Genomic DNA, 19729 nt, shown 5'->3' with positions numbered 1-19729 from the left:
ACTCTCTCATAACGCGTCACTGCGTACACATGCTAAAAAGGCGGTCGTTTGAATAGTTGCACCGATCGGCAATTAGTCCCGCGTCTTTCGTGTCCAAACGCCATGCAGAGAAAGCGCGGTTTCGATCTACCGTTCGAACCCAGCAAGCAATGACCGCTTCCGTGACTAGGGTTGCAATGCAGCGAGAAGCCCGCCGCATGCGCAGAGCGATGCTGCGCCAGCGAAGAGAAAAATCCAAGGTCGGTTTTGTCCGGCACAGCAAACCTTGGCTTTTCACGCAGCAAAAGGCAGCAATCGGCCCTATTTCGGTCCGCTGTCTATCCCACCGAGCGAGATCCTCGACAGCCGCGCTGCATCTTCCGGTTCCCATTTCTGACGCAGGGCGCGAACATAATCCGCGTCCTGCTTCAGCTTTTGCCGCTCCTTGGCGAGGACGCGTTTCAAGGTCCGGGCCACCAGTTGAGCAATGCGCGTGACCATCGGCATCGCTGGACGGATTTCTTTCAGCGTTTCGGCCCGCGCACCCTTGGTATCCGGGGCGGCCGCGCCCCAAGTCAAGCCTGCCTGCTGATCCGCAGACGCCTCCCGCCAGCAAATCGCACCATCAGCAACCAGATCCAACCCGGACTCGATGGCATCCGTGATGACCTCTGCCTCCGTTGCCTTCAACCGGACCTTTTCTTCTGCCTCCTGCAGCCTCTTCTCCTCAGCCAGCCGGGCAGCCTGAGCCTCAGCAACTGCTTTCTCTGCCTGACGGCGGTGCTGAACTAGCAGCCGCAGTTGAGCGGCCAGATCAGATTTCTCCGCCTTCTTGGCGTTCAGCACCTGCTCGGCCTGTTGCCTTTCTTGGATAACCCGTGCGCGTTTTTCCTCTTCGGCCTTCCGCGCTGCCGTCTCGGCCCGGAACTTTTCTGCAGCTTCCTCCGCCCTTGCCTCATACCCCTTTACCCTCGGCTCCAATGCCCCGACCTCGGCCACAATTTCCCTTTTCAGAGCATTCGCGGCGTCAGCCGCTTTTTTATTCTGCACAGCCTCTGCCTCCGCCGTATTGCGGCGGCGGATCATCTTTGCCGTTTCCTGCGCGGTCCGCTGTTTGCGGGCCCGCGCTTCTTTGATGGCGCGCTTGCGCGATTTCTTGACCGTGGCCTTGGCCAGGTCCCGGCCGTTTTCAACGGTCGCCTTTGCTTCATCCTGGGCATCGCCCAGGATGCGTTTCTTCTCCGCCTGCGCCTTTTGGCGCTCCTCGGCACGCCATTTTGACGGCGGCACATGCTGTCGCTTTTCGGGCAGAGGTTTTCCCTCTGCCCGCGCCTGACGCCGGGCCTCGGCACGGCGCTCCCCCCTGGCGAGCCCAATTGTCTCAAAAGCTTCTCCGGCAAGATCCTGGGCATGCTCATAGCTTTTGATGAGCGGGTTCTCAGATGCCTGCAGCAGAATCTGATGCCCGCGGTTGGCGGATGGTTTCTCGGTCCAAACGGCCACGACAAAGTGGATATGGTAAGCTTCTTCATCGACGTGGGCGCTTGCATAGCGCAGCTGCCCGCTTGGAAAATTTTCACAGAGGAACGACATGGCCGTTTTGCGGAAAGCAGAGACACGTTCCGGATCCCATTCCAACAGACCTGCCCCGCCAAACCAGTCTTTATTGACAGTGATGATCCCTTCACGAAGCGGGCCCCTGCTGCAGGACCGCCAGGGGTCTGCAGGCCCTTCCGCCTCCAGCTTCCTCGCGTCCTTCATGCGTGACTTGGCTCTGAGGGCACGCAAATGCTCCTCGTGATTGTGACGGCGCATCTCAGCAATTTCGCCGCGTATCTGCTGCTGCCAGCCCGGCTCGCCGGCCAGCACCTGGTTCAGCCGCGACAGCTCCTGGTCGACATGATCCAGGTCGCCGCCGCCGCGCTCGTCATGCATCTTGAACTTGCCGAGGCCCTGCGGGAACAAGCCTGCAAAGCGCAGCACGACAGGTGCTTCATCAATTATTACTGGCTTTGAGTTGGTAAACTTGGGCTGTACTGTCATCTTGCTGCTCGGATCTGCTTCTCTGATCTGAGTCTCCGCGAAGACGAAGAAAATCCCGATAGGCTTATTTTTGTTTTTGTGAGGCTTGTACTCACTATGCAAGTTGCAATCCTGGCTGGGCCCCAGGATTGCAACTTGCCGTTCGCGAGGGGGATACCCCCTTCGATCCCCTCCTCGGTCGCAGTCCGGGCTCCGCCCAAACATGCTTCCTGCGGCCAGCAGCCTGCTGGACCCGCCCTGCCGGGGGCCTGGGATGACTTATTGTTTTTCGATAATCTGGAAGGGCAGCAAGCCGATCATGCGAAGTTGGAACCAGACACCTGGGTCATTTCCTCCAGGCGCCCGCACTTACTTTTGCAGATACCCTTGTTCTTTAAGGTGCGCGATCAGAAGCCGTTCCACAAAAGAGGCTACAGACCGATCATCCTCCGCCGCTGCCTTTTCTACGGCTTTCTTGGTTTCTTCAGTCACTCGTACAGATATCGCTGATGTTCTGGCCATGTGTTCACTTGTGTGCAGTTGACATTCAGATTCAATGGGTGCATATTGCATTTAGTTGCACACAATTGCAACGGGCCGAGGGGAAGGTGGAAGCTCCCCGCCCGGCCCTAACCAAACCGATCTCGCGGAAGGAGACCGACTATGGCTGATACTTGCCGTATCACGCGCGAATGCGCGCTGAAAGCCCTGCAGCCCGCATCTGTCGCAGATGGCAGCCCCACCTTCATCACCCGCACCTTCGACACGCTGACCAAGGCAGTGGACAAAGCCCTCGGACTGGAGCGTGATCTTTCGCACGCACTGTCCTGGGATCCCGCTTGCACTAATTTTCAGGAGGCTGCCGAAGCCCGCTGGCAGGATTGTCTTCAACTCAGCGGCGACATCCTGACGGCACAGGTGGTCCGGGCCAGCGACTTGCCTTTGCAGCGCATGAGCATGCTGCTGCACTTCCTCATCGAGTCCACGGGGCCGGAAGAGGCTCGCAGATTTCAGCAGCTGTACTTTGAGAACCAGGAGCTGTTCAGCGTCGAGGACGCTGTACGTCGGCCCCTGATGCAAACAGCCGCACGTCAGATGAACGCACTCGTCGAACTCTCCTTAGCGGCTGAAGCGCAGAACTTCCTGCCGATCTAAACCCAACCTCCCAGCATTCTTCTGACCCGGCCCGCGGCGGACACGCCGCTGCGCCCGGCTCAGCCATGCCATTTCTGAAGGTTCAGCAAGCGCCAGTTCCGGCGCCTGCCCTGCCCCTTTTTGCCTATGCGGAGGCTGCCATGCCCCACTCAACCTGCGAACATTTCCCGCAAACGGTCCATCCCCACTGGCGCGCCGCCGCCAGCGCAAAAGGTTTCAAAATCGTCCAGCGCATCAAAGACCGCTATCACCTGCTCCTGTCCTGCCACACCTGCCGACGGACACATGCCTGCAAGCTCTTCGTTGTGATGAACAGCCAGCCGCAGTGCCCGCACTGCATTCAAGACCGGTGGCAGGCCGATGCCGAAGCCGCCGGGCTGCAGTGGGCAGGCCGCGACCCGCAAAGCCGCCATCACGGCTTCTACATCGCGGACTGCCGACACCGTTTGCGCCGCCAGTTTGAGCTGATCAAAAGAGCTGCCGCCGGGACCTGCGACGTACGCTGCGAACTCTGCCAGCAACAGAAGGAGCAAGAAGAAGCCTCCGCGCAGGGTTGGGAGCTGATTGGACCGGATCCGAACAGGAACCAGAACTACCGCCTGTACCAGCACCAGGCCTGCGGCCATGTTCAGCGGATCGCCCGTGCCAACATGCAGACTGGCCGGTTTCAATGCAGCAACTGCGGCGAGGGCTGGAGCAGTGCGCCAAGCTTTCTCTACGTCATGCAGCTTAAACTCGCCAATGGCGCCAAGCTGATCAAGCTGGGCTACAGCCGCGATCCCGTCTCCCGCCTTTACCACCAGATTTTGAGGAGCAGGGAGACGGAGGCGCAGGTCCTGCGGACAGTTCCCATCAGCTCCGGCCACACAGCTGTGCAAATTGAAAAAGGCCTGCATGCGCGGTTGAAGGCAGAGCACCCCGACAGCGTCGCGCCGCCAGACCTCTACGCCGGTGAATTGAGGGTCAAAAGTGAGGTCTATTTTCCGGATGTGTGCCAAGTGATCTTCGCGATGCTCGACGCCATCCAAGCGGAAGAAGACAGCTAAACGCCCCTACCCTTCAATTTTCAACGTTTCCCGCCCGGTTTCACCGGGCGCCCGATCCCTTTTGCCTGTTCACAGGAGGCTTGCCATGAACCAATCCAACCACTCCCCCGCGCGCCCTGATTGGTGGCAGTTCGCCGAAGACTGCGCCCGCCGCTATCATCTCTATTACCATGAGCTGCAGCTGGCGCGCCGCAAGACACTCAAAGAAGACGCGCCAGACGACAGTGCTGGCGCCGAGGAGCCCCTTGTGCCCCCTGCACCGGAACAGCCCCATTCTTTGCTGCAGCATCTGAGCGAGAACTCGGACGTGCAGCACCTGCCCCCGGAACTCTGGGAAGCGCTGGAGCAGGAAGGTGCAGACCCCTATGCCTGTGACGACACAGGCCAATGGCTGCCGGACACAGACCTGCCGGCAGACAAGCTGCTTCTGCTGCTGCGGATCGCCGCGGCCTTCGGCACCCCGGCTGCAGTGGACGCGCAGCTTGCCCGTGGCGCCGTGCTGATCCTTCGCAACGTTCCTGCTTCCGGTTTTTCAAGCGTGGAAAACCTCCTTAACCACGCCCTGCTGCCGCCGGGCTGGCAGGCCTATGACGCCCGGCGCCAGGTGCAGCTGCCTCAGCGCGTGACCCTCGCTGTCCCCAGTGCCCGCGATGGTGCGATTGAACAGCAACACATTGATGAGCTGCAGGATCTGATCATCAAGGGTCTGGCGCACAGCCAGCCTTTGTGGATCTGCCTGCCGGATGAGATGGCACTGCCGGCGCCGCTGGTGGCGGAGCACTGTCATCAACTGACAGTGCCGCAAGTGGACGCGGATTTTCTGATCGCCCTGCTGCGTCAGACCCACAGCTGCACGGGCCGCATTGATGAAGCCGCCGCCCGTGCCGCGCTGCCCCGGAACGGCCAGTTGCAGGAGCTCTCCATCCCCGCACTCTCATTCGCCCTGCGTGCGCCCACAGCGAAGAAGATGGCGCAACGCCTGTCCCAGGCGCTTGCTGCCGCTGCCGCTTCACCACCCGAAGCCCACGCGCCGAGGGAAGAGATCACAGGCATTGGCCGGTCCTATGACACCGCCCGGCAACTGGTCGCAGACCTGCGCCTGTGGGCCGAAGACGAAGTGGCCTGGAATGAGATCCCGCACTCCTTGCTGCTTTTTGGCCTGCCGGGCACCGGCAAGAGCCACCTCGCGCGCGCGATGGGCCGGAGCGCCGCTGTCAATTGCGTCGAGACCAGCTGCGCCGAGTGGCAAAGCGCCGGTCATTTGGGCAACCTGCTGCTCGCGATGCGAAGAAGCTTCGATGAAGCCCGGAAGAATGCGCCCTGTATCCTTTTCATCGATGAGATCGACGCGATCGGTTCCCGCGACAGCGCCGGCGACAACAGTGTCAGCTACAGGCGCCAAGTGGTTGCTGGTTTCTTGGAGCAGATGGACCGGATCAGCCGGGAGGCAGGGATCATGGTCGTCGGTGCCTGCAACCACCCGCAGCACATCGACCCCGCGATTCTGAGAGCCGGACGGTTTGACATCAAGATCGAGATGCCGCTGCCAAGCATGGCGATGCTGCAGCACCTCCTTGCCGAGCGGCTGCAGGACGCAGTCCCCGAGGATGCGATGTTGGAGCTGGCGCGGGACTGCATTGGCAAAACCGCTGCCGACGTGGACGCGGCGGTGCGCTCTGCCCGCAGTGAAGCCCGGCACAGCGGCTGCCCGCTCGATCTGCAGCTTCTGCGCCGCCATTTGCAAGTCATGGCACAGGAGGAGAACCACGACCTGCTTTACCGCATCGCCATTCATGAAGTCGGTCACGCCATCACCTCGTGGAGCTACGGCGAGACGATCACACGGATCGGCCTGTCTCCATCTGGCGGCACAATTGAGCGGGATGTTCCCCCGAACGCAGGTCTGCCGGCAGACATTGAATGCCAGCTGTATATCCACCTCGCAGGGCGGGCGGCGGAGCGGCTCATCTTCGGGACTGTTTCGGCCGGAGCCGGCGGGGGCGCGACGTCCGATTTGGCACAGGCTGCGCGGATGGTCCTGGCGATGGATTTTGAACTGGGTTTAGGGGCCTTCGGCAACGGCTGGTTTGGACCGCAGGATCCAGCCCAACTTGCAGAACCCGACCGCAAACGCCTCCGTGAGAAGCTCGACTATGCGGAGGACCACGCACGCGCACTGCTGTACCCCCATCAGCAGTTGCTTAAGGACATGGCTGCAGACCTGGTGCAGAAACGAGAGTTCGATACCAAGGCGGTCCGGTCCTGGCTTCGCGATGTGCCGTGCAAAAATGGTCCAAAGCCGGTCCTGGACCAGTAGATGCGCCCGCCAAACAAGCCGCCCAGCCACCGGATTTGCACAAAGCTTATGTGCAAACTTCCGCGGCGCAGGCTTCAGTTGGCCCAAAATCCGGAAAACTCCCTCCCGGAAATACTTTGTCCCAAAGCCCCGCCGGGTCGGTCTATGCCCGCATCCCTTCCCAGCTCCTTCTGCAGAGGGAAAGTTCCGTATTTCTAGGCCCTTATCCACAATATCCATCTCCGCAGGGTTACAACCTGGGTCGCTCCAACCCAATCCGGCGCAGTAAACTGTCTCGATCAGCACACGCGGGCGGCCACCGCCCACCGGAGACAGGAGACCACGGCCAATGGCACGGGACCGGAAGAGACATGCCGAATGCCAGCAGGCGCCGGAAGCACCCGGCCGCCCGGCCACAATCAACTGCCTGCTTGAGGATCATCCGATGCATGCACTGTCCGAGGAGCATCTGCTGACCACAGAGGAAGCTATAGCCTATCTCGCCCGCTTCAAAATCTTCACCAGTCGCAGCGGGCTGGACTCCAAATTCAAAAGCGGCAGCCTCGCACGGGTTGAGGTGAGCGGACGAGTTCGCATCCTCTACCGTCCGCCGGATCTGCTAAACGCATTCTTTAAGGGGGAGGTTCAGAGATGCCCCTCATTCTCTTTCGGCGCAAAAACAGCCAAGGCAAACCCACCGGAAATTTCGTCATCCGGGGTACCCTCGCAGGACAAAGCATTTATGAGAGCACTGGAGTTAGCGACAAAAAAGCCGCAGAAATCATCCGTGTAAGACGGTCAGCCGAAATCATCGAGCGTGCGACACTTGGTAAGTCGGCAACCCTGACTTTTGCCGAGGCTGCGCTTACCTACATGGAAAGTGGTGGGGAAACCCGGTTCATCGGACCGCTGCTGATTCACTTCGGGGAAAAGACACGGCTGGCCGACGTCGACAATGACGCGGCGAACAAAGCGGCACGGGCGATCCTGATGCCCGACGCTGCACCCGCCACTATCAACCGGCAGATCATCACCCCCATCAGCGCCATCTACAATCTAGCCGCTGACGATGGCCATGTGACTCCGCGCCGGTTCCGCCGTCGCAAGGAGCCCCAGTCCAAAATCCGCTGGCTGACACCTGGCGAGGCCGAGGATCTACTGGAAGCAAGCGAGCCACACCTGCTCCCGATCGTGACATTCCTGCTTGGAACCGGCTGCCGCACCAGCGAGGCGCTGGGGCTGCAAAGTGAAAACCTTCACCTAGAAACCCGTCAAGCGCTCATTCCGACATCCAAGAATGGCGAGCTGAAAATGGCCGAATTTCCGGCGCGTGTGATGCGTCTGCTTGCTGCTTCAGGACTGCCGGAAACCGGGGCCGTTTTCCGCACGCCGAAGGGAAAGGCATACAAGCTCAGCACCGGCAGCGGCGGTCAGATTGAAGCTGCCTTCACCAAGGCGCGTGTTGCGGCCAAACTAGGCGGCGATGTGACTCCGCACACGCTGCGGCATACCTTTGCCACATGGCACTATGCGATGAACAAGGACTTGCTTCTGCTGATGACGCGTGGCGGCTGGAAGAAACCAGATATGGCGCTCAAGTATGCCAAGCTGGCCCCGCCGATCTGCCAGAAAAGCTTCTGGCGCACGGCTGGGACTTCCGTACACAGTTGCAGGCCGATCAGGGGCAGAAAGCTATTTTCGGGGCAAAGATCAGGGTGATAAAGTAGGTAGGATGCCGGGGTGAAAAAGTTGATTTGGTTAGCCTAGGCTCCGCATATACGCCATTTTTAGCCATGAGCGCATTCACTTTCGCAGGCGGGGTGCGGCAAGCTAGCCACGCGCTCATCCGTCAGATTGCGTCAATTGGTGAAGGGTGACACATAGTTTTTTTCACTAAGGCGCCACTAACCCCTCAATCTTTTTTTTCAGCAGACTCCCCGCTCTCGCACCAGTCTTCATTATTAACTCATTGGTTTGCCATCGGAGCAAGCAGACGTTCCATGCTGCGTGCGGCGAAATCGAGTTTCGAGCCCGTTGCGGTCACTGACACCCTGTCTGGGAACTGTATACGCATCAGTCCGGTGTCAGCCCCAAGCGGGCATGCCTTGTGCAGACGCAGCACTAGAGCCGTCCCGAAGTAAGGGCGTATTCCGTTGAAAAACTCCTTCTTGATTGAGGTGCCCGCGGCTGATTCAATTCCTTCATTGGGTGGGAGGATCGGCGATGATGGGACCGCGGCAAGAGGCGCAACCGGCGCTGTTTTACGAGTTCTCGCTCGAGGATCATGTCCCGCAAAACCATTTCCTGCGCTCCATCGACCGGTTTGTGGATCTGTCCGGGATCCGTAGCTACCTTGCCGATTTTTACAGCCACACAGGTCGGCCTTCGATTGATCCCGAGCTGCTGATCCGCATGTTGCTGGTCGGCTATTGCTTCGGCATCCGGTCGGAACGGCGGCTGTGTGAAGAGGTCCACCTGAACCTCGCCTATCGCTGGTTCTGCCGCCTTGATCTGAGCGACCGGGTCCCGGATCACTCGACCTTCTCCAAGAACCGCCATGGTCGGTTCCGTGACAGCGAACTGTTGCGGCATCTCTTCGAGACAACCGTCGCGCGGTGTATCGAAGAGGGTCTGGTCAGCGGGCAGCGCATGGCCATCGATGCCAGCCTGATCGAAGCCGATGCCAACAAGCAAAATTCTACGCCTAAGGAAGAATGGGACGTCAGGCAGATCGATCCCGCCGATGCGCCTCGGGCGGTCCGTGAGTATCTCGACACCCTGGACGAGGCTGCCTTCGGCGCGGCCAGCGAGGTTCAGCCAAAGTTTACGTCCCATTCCGACCCTGCCAGCCAATGGACCGCAGCCCGCAAGGGTCCGGCCTTCTTCAGCTATTCCGACAATTACCTGATCGACACGGACCACGGCGTCATTGTGGACGTGGAGGCGACGAGATCAATCTGCCAAGCCGAAGTTGGGTCGACCAAGACCATGCTCGAGCGCGTGAAGGCCAGGTTCGACCTCCACCCTGAGCGCCTGATCGCAGACACCGCCTATGGCACCGCGCCGATGCTTGGCTGGTTGGTCGACCGCAAGATCGCCCCGCACATCCCCGTCTTCGACAAGTCGGGGCGCAGCGACGGAACCTGGACCCGCGCGGACTTCGAGTGGGATGCCGGGAACAATCAATACATCTGCCCGGAAGGCCACGAACTGAAGCAATTCCGCCGGAACTATTCCGATCCGAACCGAGGGCCGACCGGCAAGGGTGTCGCGAAATACCGGTGCCTAAAGCACACGTGCCAGGCCTGCCCCTCGAAGTCGCGTTGCTGCCCTAACATGGACTTCCGGTCGATCACCCGAGAGGAGCATGAAGACGCGCGGCAAGTCGCTCGCGACATCCACTGCCCGGCAGTGCATGTTTACATGCACGAGAGGGGCGAAGACCGACCAATACATCATCTCAATGAAGCTGCGGAAGAAGGTCGAGATGCTCTTCGCCCACCTCAAGCGCATCCTTGGACTCAGTCGGCTCCGATTACGCGGCCCATGCGGCGCAAACGACGAATTCCTCCTCGCCGCCACCGCCCAAAACCTCCGCAAAATGGCCAAGGTCATTCCCGCACCGCAGCAACCGCAGAAAGCCTGAAAAGAAAGGCGCTCACGCTCTTTTCGGGCACCCATATTCTGCGCCCGCGAACGGGTGTTTTTCCACGGAATCGGCGGAGAGCTGCCGTTCGCTGCGGCTTGAACGAATGGCAGAGATGCGCATAGCTGACACTCAGCGGGGCAAATAGTCGCCAGCTAGGCGCGATCTGTAGCTGAAGGCGCCGCCCAAGATGGGCCGGACGGTGTAGGTAGCAGCCTCGGATGGGCAGGTTTTGGTTGGTCGCTAGGCGCAGCTGTGAAGCACCGGGGCAGCACTTTGATTGGAAACTACATGGATAGCATGAGTTGGTTGCTGGCAAGCCCGCTGACAGGCTAGTTCTAATGCAATACCGCCTCCGACCGGCGAGGAATGGTAAGGGAATGGGGCTAGATCAACGGAGGTGGCGCAAGCGCTGCTGCTCGCGGTCATTGCCCTAGTCGCTGTCAAAGTGGGGACGACGGCGCCGACCTCATCGCCAAAACCCGAAAAAAGAGGCCTATTTGCTTGCGCACGGGGCGAGTCGCTCATAGCCTCGGCGTCGTGGATTTCCTTTTATGGGGCAAGTGCTTATGTTCGATGCCGTGATCGCGAAGAAAGCGAGAATGGAAAAGATCCTTTACGACGCGAAGCGTAATCCCCGCGAGGACCTTGTAACCTCTTCTCTCTTCGGGATGCTGCGGCTTCTAGCGCCCGAGGCGCGGCAGGCGGCGCTTTCAGTCCTATGCGACCACCCGCTGCCGAGCGACGCCAAAATCTATCTCTGGCCGTTCTTTATCGGCAGAGGCGAGAACTCCGAACCCGATGTCGTGCTGGAGTTCATGGAAAACGGGCGGCGGGCCTTCTGGGTCATCGAGGTGAAATGGGGAGCGCCGCTCGGCGCGGACCAATGCGCTCGAGAGATCCGAACCGTAGCGCGTGGACGGTGCCGCCGCGGCGGTGTGCCCGCGGGTGAGCGAAACGTGCATGGCTACACGCTCCTCGGGGCCGAGGCCAAGCACCAGAAGGCGGTGGCTGACCTGCGCCTTAAAGTCCGGAACGGGCTGGAAACCGTCCCCGTTGCAGGCATCAGATCGCTGGAGTGGACCGCTGCTGTCGAAAAACTGCGGACCCTCGAACGTGAAGCAGGCGATCCGGGTCTCAAGTCATGGTCGCGGCTGTCCGCTGACTTCCTCGCAGGGCAACCGCAGGGTGCTGTGCTAGGGGCCTGGCCGACGATGACAATGCCGATGAAAGGCAGCTTTTATTTCGATGCCGAGGAGAGGTTCGCCCTGCCGCCGATTACCGCTGTGCCAGCAACCCAATATAATTTCAGAGAGAACGAATGATTGATCAGGACGCTATTCTTTGGCAATCCGCGAGGAACTTACTCGACGCGCAAGAGAACCTGAACAAGCTCTACGAAGCGTTCTGGCAGGTCGAATGCAGCGACTCAGGGCTAAAAATCGAGGAGCTCGAAGAGGACGGGTCGGATGGGGAGTTTCTCCAGCCCGTTTGGAATACCTATTTCGTCCACCGGCGGAACGCTCGCTCCAACTCGAAGGCAAAAGGCATCGTGACGATCGCGATCCAGCTCACAGCGGACGAAGGCACCGAGTCCGACTGGGCGGACGGCAAGCGGTCCAAGGTCATCGTCGGGTATTGGCCTAACGGAATGGACGACGGTGCATGGGTCTTCACGACGGACGGACCCAACGACGCGGGCTATTGTGAAGAGTGGGTCGCAGAGAGGCGCTTCTGGCGCAGAGAGGACACTGAGGACAAGAGCTGGTTCTATGCCGTGCCGCTCAATCTTCTAACCGACACGAAATGTGTACGAGAACTCATCGTCGCCCCAGTGCATGAGATCCTGCGGGCCGGACCCGGCGACGTTTTCAGCAAGGTCGACGACTCCCTCGCCAAGGTAGAAGCCAGTCTCTGCCTCCCGCCGCAGCCCAGTGCGGCCGGATGACTCGGCTCTTCATCATCGGTAACGGGCGGGTTACTGACGCTCGCCGCGAGCCCACCAACGGCAGTAGTGCGCAGACGGATAGAGATCATGTTCGGTCGGAAAAAAACTGGCAGCGCGTGGCGATCCGCTACGATACGTGCCCGAAGGTTTTTATCTCAGCTGTCGCTTACGCCGCCACCGTGCGGTTTAGGCTGTAATTCCTTAGCCTAGAAGGCGAAACTGCCTCCATTTCGACGATGATCTAAAATTGTTATTTACTTGACTTAAAGTGGCATATTTTTGTTCAATTTCCCTCAGGATAAGTGAGCTCTGAATGTGGTCTGATAACGAAACAATTCGTGACTTAGTTAACTTCTCACATGTAGCTGAGATTGCTGCAGAGAGGATTATCGGGGCAAAAGGCGAGCCCTTGTCGCTTGGAATCTCAGGTGATTGGGGAGTTGGGAAATCTTCAATGATGAAATTGTTGCGCACCTCTCTGGAGGAGCGCGACAATGTGAATATTCGTTTTGTGGAGTTCAATGCGTGGCTTTACCAAAACTACGATGATGCCCGTGCCGCACTCATGGAAACGATTACCGCTGCCGTGGTTGATCAGGCGTTGGAGAAGAAGGACACTCTAAGTGAGAAGGCGCTCAAACGCGCCGCGTCTCTTCTCGGACGGGTCAAGAAGCTCCGCGTGCTGGGCATCGCAGGATCGGCCCTCTTCGACTACTTGACGCATGGGCATGTAACGCCCTTCGTTGCTGGCGGGATCTCGGCGGTAAGAGGCCTCCTCGATGGTGATGTCACAGGCGATGACCTGAAGAAGGTGAAGGAGCTTGCCGCAGAGGGAATTAAGAACGGTAAGGAACTAATCGAGGATGGCGACGACGCAGAGGTGAGCGCTGAAACGCCACGCAAGGCCATCCAAGCGTTCCGTGACGATCTGGAGGCTACGCTCGCCGATCTGGACATCACCTTGGTGGTGATGATCGACGACCTAGACCGTTGCTTGCCGAAGACTGCCATCGCTACGCTCGAGGCAATGCGTCTCTTCCTCTTCCTGAAGCATACTGCATTTGTCATAGCGGCCGATGAGCGGATGATCCGGCAGGCTGTTCGTTCGCATTTCGAGGATGTCGCGCTCAACGACGATCTGGTCACCAACTATTTCGACAAGCTCATCCAACTTCCAATTCGGGTCCCGCCGCTCGGTACACACGAGGTCCGGGCATATCTCATGATGCTCTTCGTTGATGCAGAGGCTTCGCTGGAGCCGGAGCAGAAGGAGGAGATCCGTATCGCTGTCTGCCGTCGCCTGGGGAGAACCTGGAAGGGCGAGCGGGTCGATAAGGCTTTTGTTTCCGGGCTCATGCAGAGCTGTCCCCCGGGGCTACTTAACCGGCTCTCTCTCGCGGAGCGGGTTGCGCCGCTCCTTACGACCTCGCCGAATATCCAGGGCAATCCGCGACTGATCAAGCGCTTCCTCAATACGCTGTCGTTGCGATCCTCCATGGCGCGGATTCAAGAGGTGGCGGTGGTCGAAGAAGTCTTGGTGAAGCTGCTGCTTTTCGAGCGGTGCGGAGACAAGGATGCCTACGCGGAACTTCTGCGCGCAGTAAACGAATCTGAGGACGGGTTGGCTGAATTTCTCGCGGATAAAGAAGCGCGTGCGCGTGGCGAGGGCGAGACGCCGCCCTTGGAAAAGCCTTGGAACGACGCGTTCCACCAAAACTGGCTGGCACTAGATCCTCCACTGGCAGGAAAAGATTTGCGCGGGGCATTGTACGTTGGTCGAGAAAGCCACCCGGTCATCACACGTGCCGATGAGCTATCCTCCGAGGCGCTTGAGGCCTTGGACATGTTGCTGCGTATGACATCTGCAAGCACAACGGTCGATGCGGAGGTCGCGCGCCTGACCAACCAGGAAATTGGGCGCCTTACCGATAAGGTCATCGCGAAGGCACGGCAGGAGACATCATGGGGGGTTCCGAAAATCCTCAATGCCCTGCAGTCACTTGCGAGCGCATCTAAGTCGGCTGAAGCATCAATCGTAGCATTTTTTAGCGAAGTCCCTTCAAGCCAAGTCAAGCCAAGCATCGTGCCACGCTTGAGCCACGCTGATTGGGGAAAACGCGTTCTGACTGAGTTTCTTGCGCGTCCTGACCTGACGACTCAAGCTAAGAACGCAATTGGTAAAGCAGGAAAATTTAAGTAATGGGTACTTCAGCTTCTAGTCGTGGCCCTGGTGCCGGTCCCGATATTCCGATCGTCCCGCCGTGGGTTGACGATCCTCCAAGGCAATCCAAACAGCCTCAGCCTCAGCCGGGAACTCCCGTTCAGCCAGCGCCAGGTGGCCCTGCGTCGGCGCCTCAGCAACCGCCTGTAGCCCCGCAGCAACCGCAGGTGCCTCCTCAGGAACCTCCAACACCCTCGCAGCCTGGTCGCTGGCGAGGGGCAAGAACATTGCTCGGCAAATTCGCGGGTGGTGGTGACGGCCGCGACAAGCACCTGAAGAGAGGGCTCGGCCACTACTCACGCAGCGGTATGGGCGGGAGCAGGAATGCGGCTCGTAGAATGGGAGGCTCTGCGAAGGCGGCAAGTGTTCTGCATGGAGCCCTGACCTCACTCGCAAGCGGGCAGCCTCTTCCCCAAGATCTCGGGATCGACCCCCAGACGCTTGCAGGCCGGACACCGGCCGAACTTGCAGACATTCTGGTGGATGCCATCAGGCCGATCGATGGCTCCCAAGATGCTGAGGTGACCCGAGACTCCGTTGCGCGGGCGCTTTCGGATATCCTGGCTCAACACAATGATCTCACGAACCTTACCCTGAACAGGTTGACCAGGTCACGGCATCGACGCTTGGCTACGATGTTGCGCATCGTATCGAGCTCGACGTTGGGAAGGCTATCATCGACAAGGCTCCGACTAAGGGGAAGGACTGGAGAGGCTCCAGGAAATGAAGGACTACATTCGCGAAGTTGTGGCAGCTGAATACGCGGCTGAACGAGCACGTGGGGGTGTCGTCGGACACGGCAGCATCGAACGCATATCGCGGGAGGCAATCCAGCAGACATTCGAGGTTTTTGAAGAGGAGGCCGGCCTATGACGAGGGTAGCTTGCCTTCCGCAGGATCTGCCAGACATTCCGGGCACGGATATTCGTTTCGACATCTATACGAATTCTCGAACACCCGGTCGCGGGCGAGTGGGGGATCTCGTGCCGCGGCGACTGCGTCGGCTCGGTCTTTTTCCGTCCGGGGCTGCGTGGGATTTCATGTCTTTCGCTATGGCAGTTGTCGCAGCAGATGAGGCAGTTTCGAGGGTGCGAAGCCCGGATGGGTGGACGCGGAAGATTGATCTGACGGTTGCCGTTTCTGATCCAGTTTTCTGGAACTCGGAAAGTGGGCGCCTTACTCAAGCACTTCGCTTTTTGTCGGGCGATATATGGAGTGTCCAATTTATTTCCGGCGGTGGAATGCCGTTCCCCCGCAGCCCTAGACGCCCGCGACCTGAGGATATGATCTGCCTCCTCTCTGGAGGGATGGATAGCCTCATTGGAGCGATCGATGCGGTAAGTGAAGGTTATCGTCCGCTGCTGGTCAGCCAAATGGCAAAAGGCGACACTCAAGACCAGAAGACGTTCGCCAATAGCGTGGCCCCTCACAGTTTGCACCTTCAACTCAATCATCACGCACGACCACCTTGCACGTCTGAACGTTCCCAAAGAGCGCGTTCGATTGCTTTCCTGGGCTTTGGTGTCATGGCGGCGACATGCCTCGAACGCCACGCTGATGGCACTACCGTTGAGCTTAGGGTGCCCGAAAATGGCTTCATCAGCCAGAATGTGCCTCTTACGCCTCTACGTACAGGTTCTCTTTCTACGCGTACGACACATCCCTACTTCCTCCGGCTCGTCCAAGAAACGTTGGATGCAGCCAGCCTGCGGGTGCATATCAGGAACCCCTATGAGCTTCAGACCAAGGGTGAGATGCTGAATGGCTGCAAGGATCCAGCCCTTCTCGCAGCGCTCGTTGATGCGTCGACCAGCTGCGGCCGCTACTCCCGTACCGGCTTCCAGCACTGTGGTCGTTGCGTTCCATGTCAGGTACGTCGTGGCGCCTATCTCGCATGGGGCCAACCAGACCAAACGATCAAGGGTTACAAGTACGGTGATCTTGGTCTGAGGGATGCGCGTCACGCAGGTTTTGACGACGTTCGCTCGGTTGCAATTGCCATAGAGACTGTACGACTCCATGGTGTCGACGCTCTGATAGGAGGATCGATGAATGGACAGCTCCTGGGTGATCCGACCCCCTACCGCCTAGTCGTGGAAAATGGCATAGCCGAACTCGCAGCGTTGCATACGAATCTGGGGGTTACTTGATAGATTTCCACTGCCATATCGACCTCTACCCCGATCCGGCGTCGGTCCTCAATGAGGTCGATGTTCGCGGGACCTATGTCCTCGCAGTAACGACGACGCCTAAGGCCTGGCGCGGCACCAGAAAGCTCGTAGGGACCAGAAAACGCGTGCGAGTCGCCTTGGGATTGCACCCAGAGTTGGCGACACAACGTTACAGCGAGGTCGCACTGCTCTGTGGCCTCTTGCCAGAGGCTCGCTTTGTTGGGGAAATCGGTCTGGATGGCAGCTCGGTACATCGTGGCAGCTTGGATCTACAGCATGACGTCTTTGAGCGGATACTGGAAGCTTCCGCGAAACAGGGTGGCAGGATCATGTCCATTCATTCTCGCGGAGCAGCGACGCTTGTCCTGGATGCGCTGGAGAAACATCGGGGCGCTGGCGTCCCAATCCTTCATTGGTTTAGCGGGACAGATCGAGAACTTGAGCGCGCGATCGCTATGGGCTGCTGGTTTTCCATCGGCCCGGCTATGCTAAAATCACGAAAGGGGCGGGAACTCGCATCGAGGATGCCTCTGAAACGAGTTCTTACTGAGACCGACGCGCCATTCGCCCGTTCCGGTTCAAAACCGCTAATGCCGTGGCAGGCATACGACTGTTTGGTCGAACTTGGTTCGATTACGGGAGCAGAGACTGATGAGCTTAGAACTCAAATCCTCGACAATCTGCGGTCACTTCCGAAACGATCTAGCAATGCATTCTAGCACTTCATTTCGTCGTCATTCTTCAGCCTGTAGTTGGGTAGATCGCGGACGTAGGATCTGTGACGATCGTTAGAGCTTGTGCGGGGCTTCGTGGGAGTATTGAGGAAATGCGCCTACCAGCCGCTGGAAAGCGGCGGTCTTCCCCCGCGTTATCTCTAATAGCTTTGGCTGAGAGATGATACCCGGCAATCGCCCTCGCTCCTATGCTGAATCTATAGTGCAGCTCATAGCGGGGCGAGTAGCTATGGGGCTGATTCCTGCCATTCGGTGCGCGTGACCTGAACGGCCGCAATGGGCCGTCCTTGCATCGCATAACGACCGCGACCGCGCACGTGCCGCACCCCATCCGAGGTCAGTTTTGAGCCCCTATGCCACCACCAAACCGGCGAGAAGCAGCAGACCGACCGTGATAAGCGACAGGCTGTCAATGTCTTGCAGGAGAGCTTCAATACCGGTCATCCGATGTGCTCCCAATTCACCCTGCGCAGCAGGAGAGCTGACCTACATCCATGTCAAAGGTCTGCGCTGCGAGTTTCAGCCCTTCTACGGTAGTGAGATAGGGGAAGATCGTAGTTCCAAGTGCCTTGGCAGTCATTCTGAACTTCAAGGCCATAGCCAGTGTCTGGACGCTGTCGGAGCCTTCCGGCGCCATGATAACACCTCCCAGAAGCTGGTCTGTCCTGGCGTCGGCCACCAGTTTGATCAGGCCGCGCGTGTCCCGAGCCGCAAGCGCGCGAGGCACGTTGTCGAGCGTGAGAATGCTGGTTTTCACTTCGTGGCCCGCGGTTTGGGCTTGGGCTTCGGTCAGGCCGACGCCTGCCACCTGCGGGTCGGTAAATACAACCCAGGGCATCGCGGCATTATCGTAGGTCTCATGACCGCCCAAAACTGCATTGCGTGCCGCCAGTTTCGCACCATAAGCTGCCATGTAGACAAACTGATCGCGGTCTGTCACATCCCCAGCCGCATAGACGCCGGGGCGGCTGGATTGCATATCCACGCCGACAGCAATGGCCCCTCGCGCATCCGTTTCAACCCCCAGCTCCGCAAGGCCAAGTCCCTCGGTATTCGGGGTGCGCCCGGTTGTCAGGACGAGATAATCTGCCTCCAGATCCTGCACCGCACCGTCCTTTTGCACGTGCAGAACTGCTTCGCTGCCTTCACGGTGGCTACCCTCGTAGCTAACGCCTTCCAAAATCGTAATGCCTTCGTCGCGCAGGATATCCGCCAGCGCTTCGGAGACCTCTGGCTCAGCCTGCGGCAGCAGGCGGGAGCGGCAGACAAGAGACACACTGACGCCCATCCGGGACATCATCTGCGCCAATTCAACGCCGATGAATCCGCCGCCCAGAAAAATCAAGCGTTCAGGCAAATGCTCCAATTCCAGCAGAGACGTGCTGTCCAGGGACGGCACAGTTTCAATTCCCGCGATGTCTGGCTGTGCTGGCCTCCCGCCGGTTGCGATGATCACCTTCGGCGTCTGGATAAACCGGCCTCCTGCCTCGACACCGCCCGCAACCAGCCGCGCGGGGCCTTCTTCGATATAGGTGACACCCTCGTATCCTGGGAGCAAATCGGCATACTTCTTCTGCCTCAGCATAGCGACCAGATCATCCTTGGCCCCGATTATCGCAGCCCAGTCTGTGACTTCTGCGCTGGCTTTCAGACCGCGAAAGCGATGCGCGGCCATCGCGCCATGCACCGCCTCGGCGGCACGGATCATCGTTTTCGAAGGCACACAACCCACATTCACACAGGTGCCGCCGATGGTGCCGTGCCCGATCAGCGCCACGCGTTTGCCGCCTTTGGCCGCAGTAATCGCGGCCGAGAAACCCGCCGATCCGGCCCCAATGACAGCAAGGTCATATTCTCCATTCGGCGTGCAGCAGTCGCTGTTCATTTTTTGATCCTTTTCAGGGCGCGCGCGGGCGCCGTTGTTTTGTGATTGGTTCATGCTCCGGCGAACTTTGCCGGGATCAGATTCAGCCCCAAAGGAGCACCATCCTAGTGGGGCAGAAACAGCCGCAGCGCATCGAACGCCAGACCAATGCAAGAGTCGCAGCCGCCAGCCCAATGGCAATCACGCCGTACCCGGTCAGCCACCCGCCAGCAGTTCCGACGAGCGCAGACAAAAGGACACCGCCGCCACAGCAGATTATCACCAGCGGTGCCGCCAGGATTGTCGCGGTGAGGCCTCCCATCAGACTGTCGCGCATAGGATCAGCTCTTCTCCATTGCCGGATAACCAGCATTTGCGGAGGCTGCCGAAATAGCTTCAACGCTTGTTGCCGCGCTGTCAAAAACAACCGTGGCAGTCTTTGCTTCAAAATCCACGTCTACAGAGCGCACGCCCTCCACCCCCGCCATGGCGCGCTTCACAGTCACCGGGCAGAGCGCGCAGGTCATATTTTCAACTGCGAAGGTTACAGTCTCCTCCGCTGCAACGCTTTGGGCGGCAGCGGGCAGTGCAAAGGAGGCGATGGACGCCATTCCGAGAAGGCCAAAGCCGAGAACCGCGGCGAGCAT

At 59.2% G+C, this 19729-nt stretch carries 13 protein-coding genes and 2 pseudogenes; 11 read left to right on the top strand and 4 right to left on the bottom strand.

What is annotated here, in order from left to right; genetic code table 11:
• Positions 1–300 precede the first annotated feature (300 nt).
• A complete protein-coding gene (locus tag ETW23_RS03570) occupies positions 301–2226 on the bottom strand; it encodes a plasmid recombination protein (protein ID WP_134829144.1) in 1926 nt (641 codons plus the stop codon).
• A 438-nt stretch (positions 2227–2664) separates the two neighbouring features.
• Here ETW23_RS03570 and ETW23_RS03560 point away from each other — a divergent pair, with 438 nt between their 5' ends.
• Positions 2665–3156 (top strand): hypothetical protein, encoded by a 492-nt coding sequence (locus ETW23_RS03560; RefSeq protein ID WP_247676740.1) that lies wholly within the window; start codon positions 2665–2667, stop codon positions 3154–3156.
• A gap of 149 nt (positions 3157–3305) precedes the next feature.
• Here ETW23_RS03560 and ETW23_RS25025 read toward each other — a convergent pair whose 3' ends face one another.
• Entirely contained in the window at positions 3306–4184 is an 879-nt protein-coding gene (locus tag ETW23_RS25025; RefSeq protein ID WP_167738070.1) for a hypothetical protein, read from the bottom strand.
• A gap of 103 nt (positions 4185–4287) precedes the next feature.
• On the opposite strand from ETW23_RS25025, the gene ETW23_RS03550 reads away from it, so the two are divergent.
• The 10 genes and pseudogenes from ETW23_RS03550 (at position 4288) to qatD (ending at position 17203) form a co-directional block, all read left to right on the top strand.
• Positions 4288–6519 (top strand): AAA family ATPase, encoded by a 2232-nt coding sequence (locus tag ETW23_RS03550; protein ID WP_134829141.1) that lies wholly within the window; start codon positions 4288–4290, stop codon positions 6517–6519.
• Positions 6520–7149: 630 nt separating this feature from the next.
• Positions 7150–8217, top strand: coding sequence for a site-specific integrase (locus ETW23_RS03545; RefSeq protein ID WP_254695135.1), 1068 nt, complete (start codon positions 7150–7152; stop codon positions 8215–8217).
• Positions 8218–8721: 504 nt separating this feature from the next.
• Positions 8722–10144: pseudogene (locus tag ETW23_RS03540) on the top strand (IS1182 family transposase).
• A 569-nt stretch (positions 10145–10713) separates the two neighbouring features.
• Positions 10714–11469: a hypothetical protein gene (locus ETW23_RS03535; protein ID WP_134829140.1), complete on the top strand. Its 756-nt coding sequence runs from the start codon at positions 10714–10716 to the stop codon at positions 11467–11469.
• Positions 11466–12092: a hypothetical protein gene (locus ETW23_RS03530; protein WP_134829139.1), complete on the top strand. Its 627-nt coding sequence runs from the start codon at positions 11466–11468 to the stop codon at positions 12090–12092. The genes ETW23_RS03535 and ETW23_RS03530 overlap by 4 nt, the downstream gene beginning before the upstream one ends.
• Positions 12093–12161: 69 nt before the next feature.
• A pseudogene (locus tag ETW23_RS03525) lies at positions 12162–12289 on the top strand (IS5/IS1182 family transposase); the annotation flags it as partial.
• 116 nt (positions 12290–12405) lie between these two features.
• On the top strand, positions 12406–14292 hold the full coding sequence (locus tag ETW23_RS03520) for a P-loop NTPase fold protein (protein ID WP_134829138.1): 1887 nt from the start codon (positions 12406–12408) through the stop codon (positions 14290–14292).
• A gap of 744 nt (positions 14293–15036) precedes the next feature.
• Complete coding sequence (locus ETW23_RS25020; RefSeq protein ID WP_167738069.1) at positions 15037–15186, top strand: hypothetical protein; 150 nt, start codon at positions 15037–15039, stop codon at positions 15184–15186.
• Positions 15183–16463, top strand: a complete 1281-nt coding sequence (gene qatC / locus ETW23_RS03515; RefSeq protein WP_348773113.1) for a Qat anti-phage system QueC-like protein QatC — start codon at positions 15183–15185, stop codon at positions 16461–16463. Before ETW23_RS25020 ends, qatC begins: the two co-directional genes overlap by 4 nt.
• The gene (qatD, locus tag ETW23_RS26690) at positions 16460–17203 is read left to right on the top strand and encodes a Qat anti-phage system TatD family nuclease QatD (RefSeq protein WP_134829136.1); all 744 of its coding nucleotides are present in this window, start codon (positions 16460–16462) and stop codon (positions 17201–17203) included. Before qatC ends, qatD begins: the two co-directional genes overlap by 4 nt.
• Positions 17204–17678: 475 nt before the next feature.
• Here qatD and merA read toward each other — a convergent pair whose 3' ends face one another.
• Together merA and ETW23_RS03500 are read right to left on the bottom strand one after the other, a co-directional pair.
• Positions 17679–19103 (bottom strand): mercury(II) reductase, encoded by a 1425-nt coding sequence (gene merA / locus ETW23_RS03505; protein WP_134829135.1) that lies wholly within the window; start codon positions 19101–19103, stop codon positions 17679–17681.
• A 320-nt stretch (positions 19104–19423) separates the two neighbouring features.
• A complete protein-coding gene (locus tag ETW23_RS03500; protein ID WP_205879961.1) occupies positions 19424–19693 on the bottom strand; it encodes a heavy-metal-associated domain-containing protein in 270 nt (89 codons plus the stop codon).
• Positions 19694–19729 lie beyond the last annotated feature (36 nt).

Origin of the sequence: Leisingera sp. NJS201, from assembly GCF_004535885.1 — a bacterium.
In the GTDB taxonomy this organism is placed as follows: Bacteria; Pseudomonadota; Alphaproteobacteria; order Rhodobacterales; family Rhodobacteraceae; genus Leisingera.
The sequence above is the reverse complement of the archived record's forward strand: the minus strand, read 5'-3'. Positions and strand labels throughout refer to the sequence as shown.

Bases quoted from the DNA above. Each gene is read 5' to 3' on its own strand.
- ETW23_RS03570 (WP_134829144.1), bottom strand. From the start codon at position 2,226: ATGTTTGGGCGGAGCCCGGACTGCGACCGAGGAGGGGATCGAAGGGGG.
- ETW23_RS03560 (WP_247676740.1), top strand. From the start codon at position 2,665: ATGGCTGATACTTGCCGTATCACGCGCGAATGCGCGCTGAAAGCCCTG.
- ETW23_RS03550 (WP_134829141.1), top strand. From the start codon at position 4,288: ATGAACCAATCCAACCACTCCCCCGCGCGCCCTGATTGGTGGCAGTTC.
- ETW23_RS03545 (WP_254695135.1), top strand. From the start codon at position 7,150: ATGCCCCTCATTCTCTTTCGGCGCAAAAACAGCCAAGGCAAACCCACC.
- ETW23_RS03535 (WP_134829140.1), top strand. From the start codon at position 10,714: ATGTTCGATGCCGTGATCGCGAAGAAAGCGAGAATGGAAAAGATCCTT.
- ETW23_RS03530 (WP_134829139.1), top strand. From the start codon at position 11,466: ATGATTGATCAGGACGCTATTCTTTGGCAATCCGCGAGGAACTTACTC.
- ETW23_RS03520 (WP_134829138.1), top strand. From the start codon at position 12,406: ATGTGGTCTGATAACGAAACAATTCGTGACTTAGTTAACTTCTCACAT.
- ETW23_RS25020 (WP_167738069.1), top strand. From the start codon at position 15,037: ATGAAGGACTACATTCGCGAAGTTGTGGCAGCTGAATACGCGGCTGAA.
- qatC (WP_348773113.1), top strand. From the start codon at position 15,183: ATGACGAGGGTAGCTTGCCTTCCGCAGGATCTGCCAGACATTCCGGGC.
- merA (WP_134829135.1), bottom strand. From the start codon at position 19,103: ATGAACAGCGACTGCTGCACGCCGAATGGAGAATATGACCTTGCTGTC.
- ETW23_RS03500 (WP_205879961.1), bottom strand. From the start codon at position 19,693: ATGGCGTCCATCGCCTCCTTTGCACTGCCCGCTGCCGCCCAAAGCGTT.